At 71.2% G+C, this 15590-nt stretch carries 11 protein-coding genes; 8 read left to right on the top strand and 3 right to left on the bottom strand.

Annotation, left to right across the window (positions count from 1 at the left end; all coding sequences use genetic code 11):
* The 6 genes from ACFRAV_RS16130 (at position 1) to ACFRAV_RS16105 (ending at position 8473) form a co-directional block, all read left to right on the top strand.
* Positions 1–348, top strand: coding sequence for a VOC family protein (locus tag ACFRAV_RS16130; protein ID WP_382555805.1), 348 nt, complete (start codon positions 1–3; stop codon positions 346–348).
* Between the two features lie 209 nt (positions 349–557).
* Complete coding sequence (locus tag ACFRAV_RS16125; protein ID WP_382555803.1) at positions 558–1739, top strand: acyl-CoA dehydrogenase family protein; 1182 nt, start codon at positions 558–560, stop codon at positions 1737–1739.
* Between the two features lie 150 nt (positions 1740–1889).
* Entirely contained in the window at positions 1890–2309 is a 420-nt protein-coding gene (locus tag ACFRAV_RS16120; protein WP_382555800.1) for a hypothetical protein, read from the top strand.
* Positions 2299–2961 carry a hypothetical protein gene (locus ACFRAV_RS16115; protein ID WP_382555798.1) on the top strand — a complete coding sequence of 221 codons (663 nt, stop codon included), beginning with the start codon at positions 2299–2301 and terminating at the stop codon, positions 2959–2961. Before ACFRAV_RS16120 ends, ACFRAV_RS16115 begins: the two co-directional genes overlap by 11 nt.
* Before the next feature lie 2 nt (positions 2962–2963).
* Positions 2964–7643: a putative T7SS-secreted protein gene (locus ACFRAV_RS16110; RefSeq protein WP_382555795.1), complete on the top strand. Its 4680-nt coding sequence runs from the start codon at positions 2964–2966 to the stop codon at positions 7641–7643.
* A gap of 41 nt (positions 7644–7684) precedes the next feature.
* The gene (locus tag ACFRAV_RS16105; protein WP_382555792.1) at positions 7685–8473 is read left to right on the top strand and encodes a hypothetical protein; all 789 of its coding nucleotides are present in this window, start codon (positions 7685–7687) and stop codon (positions 8471–8473) included.
* A gap of 491 nt (positions 8474–8964) precedes the next feature.
* Here ACFRAV_RS16105 and ACFRAV_RS16100 read toward each other — a convergent pair whose 3' ends face one another.
* Positions 8965–10380, bottom strand: coding sequence for a sugar porter family MFS transporter (locus ACFRAV_RS16100; RefSeq protein ID WP_382555790.1), 1416 nt, complete (start codon positions 10378–10380; stop codon positions 8965–8967).
* 306 nt (positions 10381–10686) lie between these two features.
* Positions 10687–11109: a YjbQ family protein gene (locus ACFRAV_RS16095; protein ID WP_382555788.1), complete on the bottom strand. Its 423-nt coding sequence runs from the start codon at positions 11107–11109 to the stop codon at positions 10687–10689.
* A gap of 65 nt (positions 11110–11174) precedes the next feature.
* On the opposite strand from ACFRAV_RS16095, the gene ACFRAV_RS16090 reads away from it, so the two are divergent.
* Together ACFRAV_RS16090 and ACFRAV_RS16085 are read left to right on the top strand one after the other, a co-directional pair.
* On the top strand, positions 11175–12284 hold the full coding sequence (locus tag ACFRAV_RS16090) for an NAD(P)-binding domain-containing protein (RefSeq protein WP_382555785.1): 1110 nt from the start codon (positions 11175–11177) through the stop codon (positions 12282–12284).
* Positions 12285–12560: 276 nt separating this feature from the next.
* Entirely contained in the window at positions 12561–13673 is a 1113-nt protein-coding gene (locus ACFRAV_RS16085) for a hypothetical protein (protein ID WP_382555784.1), read from the top strand.
* 25 nt (positions 13674–13698) lie between these two features.
* Here ACFRAV_RS16085 and ACFRAV_RS16080 read toward each other — a convergent pair whose 3' ends face one another.
* Complete coding sequence (locus ACFRAV_RS16080) at positions 13699–15501, bottom strand: ABC transporter ATP-binding protein (protein WP_382555782.1); 1803 nt, start codon at positions 15499–15501, stop codon at positions 13699–13701.
* Positions 15502–15590: the final 89 nt, after the last annotated feature.

Below are 15590 nucleotides of genomic sequence, written 5' to 3'. Positions count from 1 at the left end.
ATGGCCGTTCGCCGGGTCGTACCCAACATCCACTCGGACGCCGTGCGGGAGAGCCGGGAGTTCTACGGCCTGCTCGGCTTCGAGGAGGTCATGAACCTCGGTTGGATCATGACGCTCGCGTCCCCGTCCAGTCCCACGGCGCAGGTCAGTCTCATGGCCGGCGACAGGACCGCACCCGTCATTCCCGACATGAGCGTCGAAGTGGATGACGTGGACGCCGCCTACGCGGCCGTGCTGGAGAGCGGCGCGGAGATCATCCACCCCCTGCGGACCGAGGACTGGGGGGTGCGCCGGTTCTTCGTCCGTGACCCGAACGGCCGCGTGGTCAACGTGCTGGGCCACCGCTGACGGTCCACGCCGTGTCCACGCGTCGGTCGGGCCGCACTCCGGCGCGGTCCCGCCGACGTCCCGTACCCCGCTTTGCGGCTCTTCACCGGACGAGCGATCCCTCGCGTGAGACGATCGCGCATGACGGACCGCGCCCCGGCCCGCCCGCCCAACTCCGTTTGACCACATGCGATATGACCTTCCATCAGCAACGGTGAGAGAGGTACGGCATGGCTGCCACGGCTCGACTGCACCACAGCCCGGAACTGCCCGCACTGCTGGACCGGATCGACGCACTGGGCAAGTCGCTCGACGCGGACGCGGATGCCGCGGAGAAGCTCGGCAGACTTCCCGAACACACCGCCCGGGCCCTGCTCGACACGGGGATCGTCAGGGCGGAGTTGCCGAAGAGCCTCGGCGGGTACGAGTTCACCCCCTCGCAGCTGATCGAGGCGGTCGAGCGGCTCAGCTACCACGACGCGGCGGCCGGCTGGACGATGTTCGCCCTGCAGCTGGTGACCGGCTCCACCGCGGCCTTCATCGGGGACGCCGCGGCGTCCGACCTGTTCCCCGACGTCGCCGGCGGGCAGTACGCGCTGGTCGCCGGGCACGGCACCCGACCCGGCCGCGCCGTGCCGGAGAAGGACGGCTACCTGGTGAGCGGCAACTGGCAGTTCGCCTCCGGAATGGCGCACGCCACGCACGTCCACAGCCTGATCCAGGTCGAGGGCACCGGGGAGATGCGGATCCTCACCATGCCGAAGTCGCAGGTCGTGCTGGACGGCAACTGGGACGTGCTCGGGCTGCGTGCGACACACAGCATCGACTACCACTGCCACGACGTGTACGTCCCCCACGAGTACACCTACCTCGCCACCACGACCACCCCGGTCAACGGTGGCGCCGTCTACCGGCTCGGTCTGGTCAACATGGCCGCGATCGGTCACACCGGCTGGGCTCTCGGCGTCGGACGGCGCCTGCTCGACGAGCTTCAGAAGGTGGCCAGGGCCCGCACCGGATCGCGTGCCGCCGCCGTCGACACCTCCCAGTTCCACGCGGAGTACGCGACCGCGGAAGCCCGGCTCCGGGCCACCCGGGCGTGGGTGACGGAGGCGTGGCGCGACTTCGAGGCCACCCTCGACGCGGGCGACCCACTCACCACGGAACAGGACACCCTGCTGCGCCTCGTCCTCAACCACGCGACGTCGACCGCGCGGGAGGTGGGTGACACGGTCCACCGCTGGGCGGGCTCGGCAGCGATCCGACGCGGCCCGGTCGACCGCTTCCTGCGCGATCTCCACACGGGGACCCAGCACATCACCTCGAGCCCGGTGGTGCTCCAGAACTGCGGGAAGTGGCTCAGCGGCGCCCGGCCCGAGGCACGATGGAGCTTCCTCGACCTGGCTGAGTGACGTCCCGCCACCTCGCGCGTCGTCTCGGCGGTCGCAAAATCGGACGATCGCGCGCTGAGCTGGGGGAAACGGTGGCGGGCGCGAACCGTGTGCTGCGCACGTGCGTCCTGTTCTACGGTGCCGGTAGTGACCCGGGACGTGGGAGGGGCCATGCAGCAGGCAAGGACGGCGCTCGCCGAGCGCATCGCGGACAGCAGAGCGGGTGCCGGGGATCCACGGGCCTTGGTGGGTGAGATGCGACGGTCGGTTCTGTTGGTGCCGTCCGACGGCGGTGGCGGGCTGTGGTCGGCGCATTCGGGTGGTGTGCGGTGGATCTGCGCGTTCACCGACGAGGAGGCGCTGGCGGAGTTCGCCGTGCAACGCGGTGCGGGTGAGCGGCCGTTGGAGTACGCGGCGTTGCTGGGCGCACGGATCGTGGACGAGATCGTGCCGGGCCTGGGTGAGCCGGCGGGGCTCGCGGTCGACATCGCGACGGAGGACGGCTCGATGTTCTTCCCGCCGGTGACCGGCATCGTCCCGGACGCCGCTGCTGTGGACGTGGATGTGGAGGGGGCCGGTCGTGGGCGGTGACGGGATGGACCTCAACTTCGACAAGGCGTCGGTGGTCAAGTTCACGCAGGGCGTGGGCGCGACCATCGACCAGCTCGGGGAGCTGGGCGGCGCCACCGGCTCGGTGATGGGCAAAGGCTTCTCCTCCCTGGCGATGACCGGCATGGAGGCCGGCCACCACGGCCTGTCGGTCGACTTCGAGGACTTCTGCGAGCGGTGGGAGTGGGGCGTGCGCGCGCTGGTGAGCGACGCGTCCGCGATCGCCAACCGTCTCGGCCTGGCGGCCGGTACGCAGTGGGAGCACGACCAGTACGTCGAGGGCACGCTCAAGGTGGGCGTCAACGCCCTGGCGGGCGGCAGCCCGCACGCCAGCGAGGAGGAGATCGCCCAGCAGGACTGGGGCGATGTCTTCACACCCGACTACCTGGACCCGGACTGGAGCAAGGAGTCCTTCGAGCAGGCCGGGCAGGACATCGAGCAGACCTGGAAGGACACCGGTCGCACGGTGATGACCGAGGGTCAGGGCGGGCGTCAGGCGGACATGCTCAACGACGCGCTCGGCATCAGCGACGACCAGTGGAACCAGGCGCTCGACGACACGTTCGGCCCGTCGCCCGAGGAACGCGCCCAGCAGGAGCAACAGCAGCAGAGCGGTGACGGCGGGGGTAACTGAGCATGGGTATCGGCGACTTCATCAAGGACATCACGCCGGACTCCGTCGAGAACGTGGTCGAGGACGGCGTCGAGTGGGCCGGCAACAAGATCGAGGGCGCGGGCGACTGGACCGCCGACCGCCTGGAGGATGTCGGCTGGGACTCCGGCGCGGACTGGGTGCGCGAGCAGTCGCGTTCGGTGGCCAACCGGATGGGCGCCGAGGTCGACGAGATGGACCTCGGACAAACCGAGGACAAGACCAAACTCATCTACGGCAGCCCGGACAAGATCCAGGCCACCGCCGACAAAATCCGCGGCTTCCAGACCGCGTTCGACAACGCCGGAGAAGGCCTGCGCGGCCTGGACTCCTCCAAACTGAAGGGCGAGGCCGCCGAAGCACTGCGCAAGGCCGTCAGCACACAGCCGCCGAAGTGGTTCACCGGCGCCGACGCCTGTGACAAGGCCGCCGCCGCACTGGACGCCTTCAGTCAAACCGTCATCTGGGCACAGGACCAGGCGCAAAGGGCGATCGACAAGTGGAAGGAAGGCGTCAAGGCCTCCGAAGAGGCCGCGGACGCGCACCGCAAAAAAATCGACGACTTCAACAAGGCCGTCGACCGCCACAACGCCGACCCCGACAAGTATCCGGCCGGCGGCCTGCCGCCGCGCCCTTCGCCGACGTTCACCGACCCCGGCAAACAGTTGATGCAGGATGCGCAGGACATCCTCGCCGACGCCCGCAAACAGCGGAACACCGCCGCCGAAACAGCGCGCAGCGCCGTCCGTGCGGCCCGCGACACCGCGCCCGAGAAGCCCACCTACGCCGAGCAGGCGCTGTCCGGTCTGCAGGAGATGCAGATCATGGGCGACCACGTGGGCGGCGGCATCATCAAGGGCACCGCCGGCCTGGTGAACTTCGTCCGCGGCATCAACCCGCTCGACCCCTACAACATCACCCACCCCGCCGAATACACCACCAACCTCAACAACCTCGCCGCAGGCCTGGTCCTCGCCGCCAACGACCCCGTCGGGACCGGCAAGCAGATGGTCAGCGACTTCATGAAGGACCCCGCCGAAGGGTTCGGCCGGCTCATACCCGACCTGGCGCTCACCGCGGCGACCGGCGGCGGAGGCGCCGCCGTCAAGGGCGTGCGCATCGCCGCGGACGCGGCGAAGGCCGCCCGGCTGCGCAAGCTCCTCGACGACGTCCCTGACGGCACCCACCGCCGCCCCGACGCCCATCGCATCACCGACGGCACCGACCCCGTCGACCTCGCCTCGGGCCGGATGTTCCTCCCGCAGACCGATGTCGAACTGCCCGGCATCCTGCCGCTGACGTTCACCCGGCGCACCGAGTCCGGCCTCACGGCAGGTCGGTTCCTCGGGCCGTCCTGGACGTCCACGGTCGACGAACACCTGCAGATCGACGCGATCGGCGTCGTCCACGTGACCCCGGACGGCCTGCTCATCGCCTACCCCCACCCGGTCCCCGGCTCCCCCACCCGGCCCGAGTCCGGCACGTCCCACACCCTGCTGGAACGTCACGGCGACGGCGAATACACGCTCACCGACCCCGACACCGGATTGGTCCGCCGCTTCACCGCCCCGTTCGGCAGCGAGCCAGGCGAGGACGGCACCGCCTGGCTGACTTCGCTCACCGACCGCAACGGCCACACCGTCACCGTCGACCGCACCGACGACGGCCTCCCCCTGGCCCTGGTCCACTCCGGCGGCTACCACGTCAAAATCGCCCTGGCGGACGGCCGGATCACCGCCCTCACCCTCGCCGGCGCCGGCGAGGACGGCGCCGACCTGCCGCTGATGTCCTACGGCTACGACCTCGACGGCAACCTCACCGCCGTCACCAAGCCCTCCGGCGCCACCACCACCTTCGTCTACGACGGCCAGCGCCGCGTGACCGCCTGGATCGACTCCAACAACAGCCGCTACGACTACACCTACGACGACCAGGACCGGGTCGTGGCGGAGGGCGGCGAAGCCGGCCACATCAAGATCGCCCTCACCTACACCGAACCCGACCCCGGCACCGGCCACCGCACCACCACCCTCACCACGGCTGAGGGCCACACCACCCGCCACCTGATCGACCGCCACAGCCGTGTCATCGCCACCACCGACCCCCTGGGGAACACCACACGCCTCACGTACGACGACCGCGACAACGTCCGCAGCCGCACCGATCCCCTGGGGCGCACCACCTCGTTCGCCTACGAGGAGAACGGTCGCCTGGTCACCGTCAGGCATCCCGACGGGAGCGAGACGAGCGCGACCCGCGGCCCGTCGGGACTCCTGACAGAGCTCTGTGGGCCGGACGGCGCCCGTTGGTTCCAGGAGTTCGACGACCGTGGCAACCGCACCGCGGTCACGGACCCCGCCGGGCACACCACCCGCTTCACCTACGACGGCGCAAGCCGCCCGACGTCCGTGACCGACCCCCTCGGCGCCGTCACCACCGTGCGCTGCGACACCGCCGGGCTACCCGTGGAAATCACGGACCCGAAGGGCGGCGTCACCCTTATCCGGCGCGACGCCTTCGGCCGCGAAGTGCACGTCACCGACCCGGCCGGCGCCGTCAGCCGCCTGGCCTGGTCCCCCGACGGTCACCTCGCGCTGTACACGGCTCCCGACGGCGCCACCGAGTCATGGACCTACGACGGCGAGGGCAACTGCCTCACCCACACCGACGCGGTCGGAGGCGTCACCCGCCTCGAGTACACCCACTTCGACCTTCTCGCCGCCCGGACCGGCCCGGACGGCGCCCGCCACGAGTTCCGGCACGACGCAGGCCTACGGCTCACCCAGGTCACCGGACCGCACGGAGAGACCTGGACGTACCGTTACGACGCGGTGGGCCGGCTCGTGTCCGAGACCGACTTCGACGCCCGCACCGTCACCTACAGCCTCGACGCGGCCGGGCAACTGCTCGCCAGGACCGATCATCTCGGCAACGTCATCGCCTACGCCTACGACGAGGCCGGCCGGGTCGTCCGGAGGGAGGCCGCGGGCAGCGTCACGTCCTACTCCTACGACCGGGCCGGACGTCTGGTCCATGCCTCCGGTTCCGACAGCGACCTGGTGCGGCGTTACGACCGGCGAGGCCTGCTGAAGACCGAGATCGTCGACGGCCGGACCCTCGAGCTCGCTCACGATGCCGCGGGCCGCCGGGTCCGCCGCACCACGCCCACCGGCCTCGTCACCACCTTGGCCTACGACGCCGCCGGACACGCGACCCGCATGACCACCGGCGGCCACGAGATCCGCTTCACCCACGACGTGGCCGGCCGGGAGCTCCAGCGGGTGTTCGGCGAAACCCTCACCCTGGCTTCCTTCCGGGACGAGGTGGGACGGCTCTCCACCCAGCAGCTCACCGTCGGCTCCCGCACCCTCAACAGCCGCACCTACGCCTACCGCGCCGACGGGCATGTCACCGCGATCTCCGACCAGCTCTCCGGCACCCGCGCCTTCGAGCTCGATCCGGTGGGCCGGATCACCGCAGTCCGTGCACGGGGCTGGACCGAGCGGTACGCCTACGACGCCTCCGGCAACCAGACCGAGGCGTCGTGGCCGGCCACGCACCCCGGCCACGAGGCCACCGGGGAGCGCGTCTACTCGGGTACCACCGTCACCCGGGCGGGTGGCGTGCGTTTCGAGCACGACGCTCTCGGCCGGGTGGTGACGCGACAGAAGCCCCGCCTCTCACGCAAACCCGACACCTGGCGCTACACGTGGGACGCCGAGGACCGCCTGACCTCGGTGATCACTCCGGACGGCACCCGCTGGCGTTACACCTACGACCCCCTGGGCCGTCGCACCGCCAAACTGCGCATGGCACACGACGGCAGGACCGTGCTCGAGCGGGTGGTCTTCACCTGGGACGGTGCGACCCTGTGCGAGCAGACCACGACTTCACCCGACCTGCCGAGCCCGGTCGTCCTCACCTGGGACCACCAAGGTCTCGCTCCTCTCGCCCAGACCGAGCGGATCCTGACGCCCGACGCCTCACAGCGGGAGATCGACTCACGATTCTTCGCCATCGTCACCGACCTGGTCGGCACCCCCAGCGAACTCGTGGACGAACAGGGCGAGATCGCCTGGCGGGCCCGCGCCACCTTGTGGGGCACCACCGCCTGGGCACGCGGCAGCACCACGTACACACCCCTGCGCTTCCCCGGCCAGTACTTCGATCCCGAAACCGGCCTGCACTACAACTACTTCCGGCACTACGACCCGGAGACCGCTCGCTACACCACCGCGGATCCCCTCGGGCTCGAGCCGGCGCCCAACCCCGCCGCCTACGTGGACAATCCTCTGTCCTGGACCGACCCGCTGGGGCTCGCCCCGTGCGCCCGTGGCGGCTGGGCGGACAAGGCGGACTTCACCAGTCAGAAGGTGATGAGCAAGAAGTTCCACGCCCACGCCGGGGACTTCCTCGACAACCCGGGAAACCTGAACAAGGCCAACATGCAGCGGTTCGAGGACGCCATGCGCACGCACATGACGGCGGACGGGACCAAGATCTATCGTTTCGACTACAGACATCAGGGTACGGCGGTCGGGTTCATCGATCCGGCGTCCCAGAAAATGGTCATGCTCCGGGCGGACGGTACGTTCTGGTCGGCGTGGAAGCTGACCGACAAACAGTTCACGAGCATCGTCGACGATGGGTTTCTCTGGGGATGACACTACCGGAACGTCAAGAACGGTCGAGCGCCGCTGCGCCGGTGCTGGGGCCGGACGGCGCCTTCTCGCAGGCGTGGCTGCGCGACAGACCGGTGGTCCCCGTTCCCGTGGGGGCGGAGGTCGACGCGGCGTTGGCCGGGCGGATCGCGGCCGGTTGCCGTGCCCTGGGGGCGGCGCAGGTCCTGTGCACCGATCTGTCGGACCGGTCGGGCGGGCCCACCGGCACGGACCTGCCGAGGCCGTCGACCCTGCCGGTCGGCGAGGAGTGGACGGGGATCCGTCCACCCAGCCTGCTCGTCACACCCGACGCACGGGGCGCCGTGCTGTTCCCGGAAGCGGGCCACGCCCTCGTCGCCGGTGACGCCGCCTTCATCTCAGCGGCCTTCGGCGAGGGCGTGGACGCGGCGCGAGCCCTGTTCGGTCGCTACGCGGAAGCGGTTTCCGGAAGTCACCCGGGTCTGCCCGCCGTCGCCGCCGCTCATCCCCCGCGGAACCGGGCGTGGTCCCGGCCCGAGGACGTCGCCCCGGACAGCGCGGCAGCACGACTGCTGGCCCTTCTCGACGCGTTCACCCACGGCTCGTGCACCGCACCGGAGTTCGCTCGCGGCTGGTGGGAGAACCAGCGGGCCTCCCAGGCGAACGGCGAGCGGATCCGTGAGCCGCTCGCCGACCTCTTCGACCAGGTCTTCCTGACACTGGAGGACTACGCGATCGAGCCGGACCTCGCCGAGCCGGGGGACCTCGACGACGCGCAGCTCCGCGAGGCCGTGACCCGGACCTGGAGCGCGTTCCGCGAGGGCTCCGGCCCGTCCGGCCGGTCCCGCCGGTGAGGGCGTCGCTCGTGACCTGGGGTGACGTTGTTCTCGGCGCCTACCGGGTCCCCGCCTCCCGCTGGTATCGGCGGCCATGAGAAGGCGCACGTGGCGGTTGGGGGCAGTGGCGGGGGTGACGGTGCGGGCGGCGTGCTGCGCGTCCGGACCGGAGAGCGCCGGGGTCGTTCGCTCGGCCTCGGACCTCGGCAGCCTGCCGGCCGACCGTTACGGCTTCACGTCCCAGGACTACCCGCGTTCGCTGCGCGCATCGGCGTTGCTGGTCCGGCAGTGCATGGTCGAGCACGGGCACGCGGATTTCCCGCTCGACCCCCGCCATCCCCAGGACCCTGTCGCCGACCGGTGCGGCCGGCCACCGTTCCACGGCCGACGGGCCGGCCCGAGCACGCGGCACGCCACGGCCGCCGACACCCTCACAGGGGCATCGGCGGCGTGCGGTCCGACGGACGAGCGGGCAGATCATTCCGCCGGCGAGTTCGCCCGCGGCGACGTCAGCCCATCTCCTCCAGCGTCTTGCCCTTCGTCTCCTTGACGAACTTCAGGACGAACGGGATGGAGAGCACCGCGAACACCGTGTAGATCACGTACGTGGCCGACAGGTTCCACTCGGACAGGGACGGGAAGCTCGCCGTGATGGCCCAGTTGGCGACCCACTGAGCAGCGGCGGCGACACCCAGGGCGGCGGCGCGGATCCGGTTGGGGAAGATCTCGCCGAGCATGACCCAGACGACCACGCCCCAGGAGATGGCGAAGGAGAACACGAACACGTGGGCGGCGATCAGGGCGACCCAGCCCTCGGTGGCGGGCAGCCGGCCGTCGACCAGGTCGGCGGAGAACGCCCAGGCCTCGAACGCAAGGCCCAGCGCCATACCGACCGACCCGATGAGGGCGAGCGGCTTTCGGCCCAGGCGGTCGATGGTCATCATCGCGAGCACGGTGCCGAGGATGTTGATGATCGACGTGGTGAACGAGTAGAAGAACGACGCCGACGGGTCGACACCGACGGACTGCCACAGCGTCGAGGAGTAGTAGAACGCGACGTTGATGCCGACGAACTGCTGGAAGACCGAGAGACCGATGCCCACCCAGACGATCGGCTTGAAGAAGAAGCCGCCCCCCATCAGGTCCTTGAAGGACGACTTGCGCTCGCTCTTCATCGCGGTCTCGATCTCGGCGACGCGGCCGTCGAGGTCGGCGCCCGGACCCTCGACCTCGCGGAGGACCGCGCGGGCGCGGTCGTACTTGCCGACGGAGACGAGGAAGCGCGGTGACTCGGGGATCACGAAGGAGAGCAGGCCGTAGACGACGGCGGGAATCACCATCACGCCGAGCATGAGCTGCCAGACCTCCAGGCCCATCAGCTCACCGCGCTGGTCGCCGCCGACGGCGTTGAGCAGGGCCCAGTTGACCAGCTGCGACATGGCGATGCCCGCGACGATCGCGCCCTGCTGGAAAGCGCCGAGCCGGCCGCGGTAGGCGGGCGGGGCCACCTCGGCTATGTAGGCGGGGCCGATCACGGAAGCCATACCGATGGCGAAGCCGCCGACGACGCGCCACAGGGCGAGGTCCCACAGCGCGAAGGGCAGCGCGGAGCCGACGGCACTGACGGTGAAGAGGACGGCGGCGATCTGCATGCAGCGGATGCGGCCGATGCGGTCGGCGATCCTGCCCGCGGTCGCGGCACCGATGGCGCAACCGATCAGCGCGATGGCGATCACCTGGGCAAGCGTGGCGGACCCGATGTCGTACCGGTCCCGGATGGCCTCGACCGCGCCGTTCACCACGGAGCTGTCGTAGCCGAAGAGGAACCCTCCCATCGCGGCTGCGGCGGTGATGAAGACGACACGCCGGAGATGTTCCGGGTGGGCCGTCCGGGCTCCTGACTCTGGGGCCGCAGTGATGGTCACGTTGTACTCCTGGGGGCACCGGCATCGTCGCCGGTGGGGGGCCGGGGTGGGGGTAGGCGTTCGGCAACGTCCGAGGACGCAGTTCAACCCTGGAGACCTTAAGTGTTCATTTTTTGAAGTCAATACTTCGACGAGTGCGACGTTAGCCATAGTTTGCGGCGCCAGTCACCCCTGGTTACGTTCAAGATCTATATGTATATGGAATCTTTGTGTGCACGGGCGGGCCCGTGTGCCTACCTGGTGGGGGGTGGAGTCCGTGGGGTGGCCGGTGTCCCAGTTCCCGGTGAGCCGCCTCGATTCGGTCTCCTATCCGAGGAAGCTCAGGCGGACCTGACGGTTCGGGTTGTCCGCGTTCGTATCGACGAGGCACACCGACTGCCAGGTGCCCAGCTCCAGGCGGCCGCCGATGACCGGGAGGGTGGCGTGGGGCGGGACGAAGGCGGGGAGGACGTGGTCGCGGCCGTGGCCGGGGCTGCCGTGGCGGTGCTGCCAGCGGTCGTCGGCCGGGAGCAGGTCGCGGAGGGCGGCGAGCAGGTCGTCGTCGCTGCCGGCGCCGGTCTCGATGACGGCGATGCCCGCGGTGGCGTGGGGGACGAAGACGTTGAGGAGGCCGTCGCGGCCGGCGGCCGTCTCGCGGAGGAACTCCTCGCAGTCGCCGGTGATGTCGGCGACGCGTTCGGAGGAGCCGGTGGTGAGGTGCAGGACACGGGAGCTGAAACGGTCTGACATGGGCCCATCCTGACGCATCCGCCCCGCGTGGGAAGAGAGGCGGGCCGCCGGTCGTTCGCAGGGGTGTGACGGATGCGGACGAGCGTGGGGTACGGGAGACCGATGTCGTGGTGGTGGGCGCCGGGCAGGCAGGGCTGTCGGCGGCGTACCACCTGCGGCGCGCCGGGTTCACGCCGGGGCAGGGCTTCGTGGTGCTGGACCACGCGCCGGGGCCGGGGGGCGCCTGGCAGTTCCGGTGGCCCTCACTGACCTACGGCAAGGTGCACGGGATGCACTCGTTGCCGGGCATGGAGCTGACCGGGGCGGACCCGGCTCGGCCGTCGTCCGAGGTGATCGCGCGGTACTTCGAGGACTACGAGCGGGCCTTCGGTCTGGAGGTCCTGCGGCCGGTCGAAGTGCGGGCGGTGCGGGAGGGCGAGGGCGGGCGGCTGCGGGTGGAGACGTCGGCGGGGGTGTGGTCCGCCCGGGCCCTGATCAACGCCACGGGGACCTGGGACCGGCCGTTCGTGCCGCGTGTCACGGGCCAGGAGACGTTCCGCGGGCGGCAGTTGCACACGGCGGGGTACCGCGGACCCCAGGAGTTCGCCGGGCTGCGTGTGGTGGTGGTCGGCGGCGGCGCCTCGGGGACGCAGCACCTGCTGGAGCTCGCCCCGTACGCGGCGGCCACGGCCTGGGTGACGCGGCGGCCGCCGGTCTTCCGTGAGGGCCCCTTCGACGAGGACGCGGGGCGGGCTGCCGTGGCCATGGTGGAGGAGCGGGTCCGGCGGGGGCTGCCGCCGCGGAGCGTGGTGTCGGTCACGGGACTGCCGCTGAACGACGCGATCCGTGAGGGGCTGCGGAGCGGGGTGCTGGACCGGTTGCCGATGTTCGACCGGATGACCCCGGAGGCCGTCGCGTGGGCGGACGGACGTGTCTTCCCGGCGGACGTGGTGCTGTGGGCGACGGGGTTCCGGCCGAGTGTGGGTCATCTGGCGCCGCTGCGGCTGCGGGAGCCGGGCGGCGGGATACGCCTGGTCGGCACGCGGGCGGCGGCGGACCCGCGGGTGCACCTCGTGGGGTACGGACCGTCGGCCAGCACGATCGGGGCGAACCGCGCGGGACGGGCGGCGGTGCGGGAGGTCCGGCGGCTGCTGGAGAGCGGCCCCGGGAGCGTGGAGAGGGGCGAGGCGGCCTGACCGCGACGACCGCGACCGGCGGAGGGGCGCGTCGCAGGAGGGTGCGAGCGGCTCCCCCGGGCAGTCGGGCCGGCCGGGCCGAGGGGCGGGAACCTCAAATCCAGCTCCGTACCTCGGCCGGGATCTTGTCCTCGTCCGGCGTTGCTGATCAGATCAACGCCTGGTCACGCCACTGCAAGGCGCGCGCCACTACGGGGGGAAGAGATGACGATCGGCCACGATGATCGAACAGCACGCGGCGACGCGCGTGTCAGGTCCGCGACAGTCTCCGCGTACATGGTCGCGGGCGTCTTCCATGTCGTCACGGCAGGGCTGTTCACCGTCGGTCTGCTGCTGACCGTGCTCGGCTTCAGCACCGTGGTCCAGCCCATGATCGGACTGCTCCTGCTCGCACTGACGCTCGCGCTCCGCCCGCGCCCCGGGCGCCTCGACCCGGAGCTTCCCACGCTGCGGGAGACCGACGCGCCGGCTCTGTTCGCGCTGCTGCACCGGGTGGCGGACGGCGCCGGAGTGCGACGCGTCGACGCGGTCCAGCTCACCGCCGGCTTCTCCACGCACGTCGTCCACCACGGGTTCCGCCGCAGGCGGTGCCTGGCGCTGGGACTCCCCCTCTGGGGTGGCTGTCCTCCCCAGCAGCGCATCGCCGCCGTCGCGCAGGCGATGATCGAGAGCGGCCCCCGCAACGTCCGGCGCGGCGTGTTCGTGGGCTCGGCCCTCGGGGCGTTGCGCGGTGGGGTGCGGGCCATGGCGGCAGGGGGGTCCCAGGCCCCGGCGAGCATCAACGTGCATGCGTACCGAGCGGACGACGTGGCGGCGGCGGTCTCCGTCGTGCAGGCCCGCAGCCGTGCGACGGAGCGTCTGCTGTGGCTTCCGCGGACCGCCGCGGCAGCGTGCGAGCGTCTGCTGCTGCGGCTCACCCGGCCGTCCGCGAGGCAGGCGCGGCTCGCCTCGGACGAGGCCGCGGCACGGGTCGCGTCCACCCCGGCCACGCTCGCCGCACTGCGTGACCGGCAGCTGGCACACGCGATCGGCGTGGAGCTGCATCGGCTGACCGTCGAGAGGAAGAGCTTCGGGAGGGCCCGCGGCGCGGCCTCCGGACGGGACGACTTCTGGGACGATGTGGCCCGGCATACGGATCGCCTGCGAGAGCAACGGAACGCCGCCGAAACCGGCCCGTCGGCGGAGGGTGACGGCGGGCGCGGCCGGTTGCGACCCGCTGACGAGGACACCGGCGCCCGGCGCATGGCCCGGCTGGCCCTCGGCCCGCAGTACCCGGCGACGGTCACGCTCGACGAGGCCGACCGTGTCCGCATCGAGGACGAACTCCGCCTGCCGGGGCAGGCGGTGGAGCGGCTGGTGCTGCGCGACGGCGTCGTCCGGGCTGCGTAGGGCGGCGCGGCCCGGGGGGTGAGGGTCACCCCCCGGCCGTCTCCAGCTGCGTGTCGCGGCGGACCAGCGCCGCGTAGCGGCCGTCCATGGCGAGAAGTTCCTCGTGGGTGCCGCGCTCGACCACGTGGCCGCGGTCGAGGACGACGATCTGGTCGGCGCCGCGGACCGTGGAGAGCCGGTGGGCGATGGTGATGGTCGTGCGGTTGGCGGAGAGCGCGTCGATCGCCTCCTGCACCGCGCGCTCCGTGCGGGTGTCCAGCGCGCTGGTGGCCTCGTCGAGGAGGAGCACCGGCGGGTCGCGGAGGATGGTGCGGGCGATGGCCAGCCGCTGCTTCTCGCCGCCGGAGAACCGGTGACCGCGCTCGCCGACGACCGTGTCGTAGCCGTCGGCCAGCTGGACGATGTGGTCGTGGATCTGCGCGGCGCGCGCCGCCGCGTGGAGTTCCTCGTCCGTGGCGTCGGGCTTGGCGAAGCGGAGGTTGTCGGCGACCGAGGCGTGGAAGAGGTACGTCTCCTGGGAGACGACGCCCACCGCGCGGGCCAGGGTGTCGAAGTCGAGGTCGCGGACGTCCACGCCGTCCAGCGTGACCCGCCCGCCGGTGACGTCGTAGAGCCGCGGCACCAGATGGCCCAGGGTGGACTTGCCGGCGCCGGTGGTGCCGACCACGGCCAGGCTGCCGCCCGCCGGGACGTCGATGTCGATCCCGGACAGCACCGGCTCGCCGTGTGCGTCGTAGCGGAACTCGACGTCCTCCAGGCGCACCTCGCCCTTGACCCGGTCGAGGCGGACCGGGTCGGGTCGCTCGGTGATGTCGACCGGGAGGTCGAGGTACTCGAAGATGCGCTGGAAGAGGGCGAGCGAGGTCTGGATCTGCACGCCGGTGGACAGCAGGCTGACCGTGGGCCGGAACAGCCCCTGCTGGAGCGAGGTGAAGGCGACCAGCGTGCCCAGGGAGACGGCGGGACCGCCCATGTGGAGGGCGAGGCCGGCCGTCCAGTAGATCAGGGCCGGCATGGCGGACATGACGATGCCGATGACGGCCATCCGCCACCGGCCGGCCATGTTGGACCTGACCTCGAGGTCGACGAGCTTCTCGGACTCGTCGGCGAAGGAGCGGGTCAGGGAGTCGGCGCGGCCCATGGTGCGGCCCAGCAGGATGCCGCTGACCGAGAGGGACTCGGTGACCGTCGCCGCCATCACGGCCATCTGCTTCTGCCGCCTGGTGGTGATCTTCTTGCGTTCGTCGCCGACCCGGCGGCTGATCCAGACGAAGACCGGCAGCAGGAGGAGCGAGACGACGGTGAGCCGCCAGTCCAGCGCGAGCATGGCGACGACGGTGGCGATGACGCCGGTGAGGTTGGAGACCAGCGACGTCACGGTCGAGGTGACGGTGGCCTGCATGCCGCCGATGTCGTTGGCGATGCGGGACTGCACCTCGCCGGTGCGGGTGCGGGTGAAGAAGGCCAGGGACATGCGCTGCAGCCGGCCGTAGACCGCGGTCCGCAGGTCGTGCATCACGCGCTGGCCCACGGTGGTGGAGATCAGGGTCTGCAGCACGCCGAAGACGCCGCCGAGGACGGCGCTGACGATCATGCCGAGGACCAGCAGACTCAGCAGGCCCGTGCGCTGCTGCGGCAGGGCGACGTCGAGGATCTCGCGGAGGAGGAAGGGACTGGCCACCGACACCAGCGAGGAGGCGCCGACCAGCACCGCGACGACGGCCAGGCGCCCTCGGTAGGGGCGGAACAGCCGCAGGATGCGGCGCACCTGCCGCGGCTGCTCGGGGTCGGCGGGCGGCGGGGTCCAGTCGATGCGTTCGGGGCGCATGGGCTCCTTAGGGCGGACGAGGGCCTGAGGGCCTGAGGGCCGGGGCTGCGGAAGGGTGAGCGGTGGGGCTTCGTGGGGCTTCGGGAGGC

The organism is Streptomyces sp. NPDC056600, assembly GCF_042792855.1.
Classification (GTDB): Bacteria; Actinomycetota; Actinomycetes; order Streptomycetales; family Streptomycetaceae; genus Streptomyces.
The sequence above is the reverse complement of the archived record's forward strand: the minus strand, read 5'-3'. Positions and strand labels throughout refer to the sequence as shown.

What these genes read in the sequence shown, in the direction of transcription:
- ACFRAV_RS16120 (WP_382555800.1), top strand. Translation starts at nt 1,890, where the DNA reads ATGCAGCAGGCAAGGACGGCGCTCGCCGAGCGCATCGCGGACAGCAGA.
- ACFRAV_RS16125 (WP_382555803.1), top strand. Translation starts at nt 558, where the DNA reads ATGGCTGCCACGGCTCGACTGCACCACAGCCCGGAACTGCCCGCACTG.
- ACFRAV_RS16095 (WP_382555788.1), bottom strand. Translation starts at nt 11,109, where the DNA reads ATGTCAGACCGTTTCAGCTCCCGTGTCCTGCACCTCACCACCGGCTCC.
- ACFRAV_RS16110 (WP_382555795.1), top strand. Translation starts at nt 2,964, where the DNA reads ATGGGTATCGGCGACTTCATCAAGGACATCACGCCGGACTCCGTCGAG.
- ACFRAV_RS16080 (WP_382555782.1), bottom strand. Translation starts at nt 15,501, where the DNA reads ATGCGCCCCGAACGCATCGACTGGACCCCGCCGCCCGCCGACCCCGAG.
- ACFRAV_RS16130 (WP_382555805.1), top strand. Translation starts at nt 1, where the DNA reads ATGGCCGTTCGCCGGGTCGTACCCAACATCCACTCGGACGCCGTGCGG.
- ACFRAV_RS16085 (WP_382555784.1), top strand. Translation starts at nt 12,561, where the DNA reads ATGGTCGCGGGCGTCTTCCATGTCGTCACGGCAGGGCTGTTCACCGTC.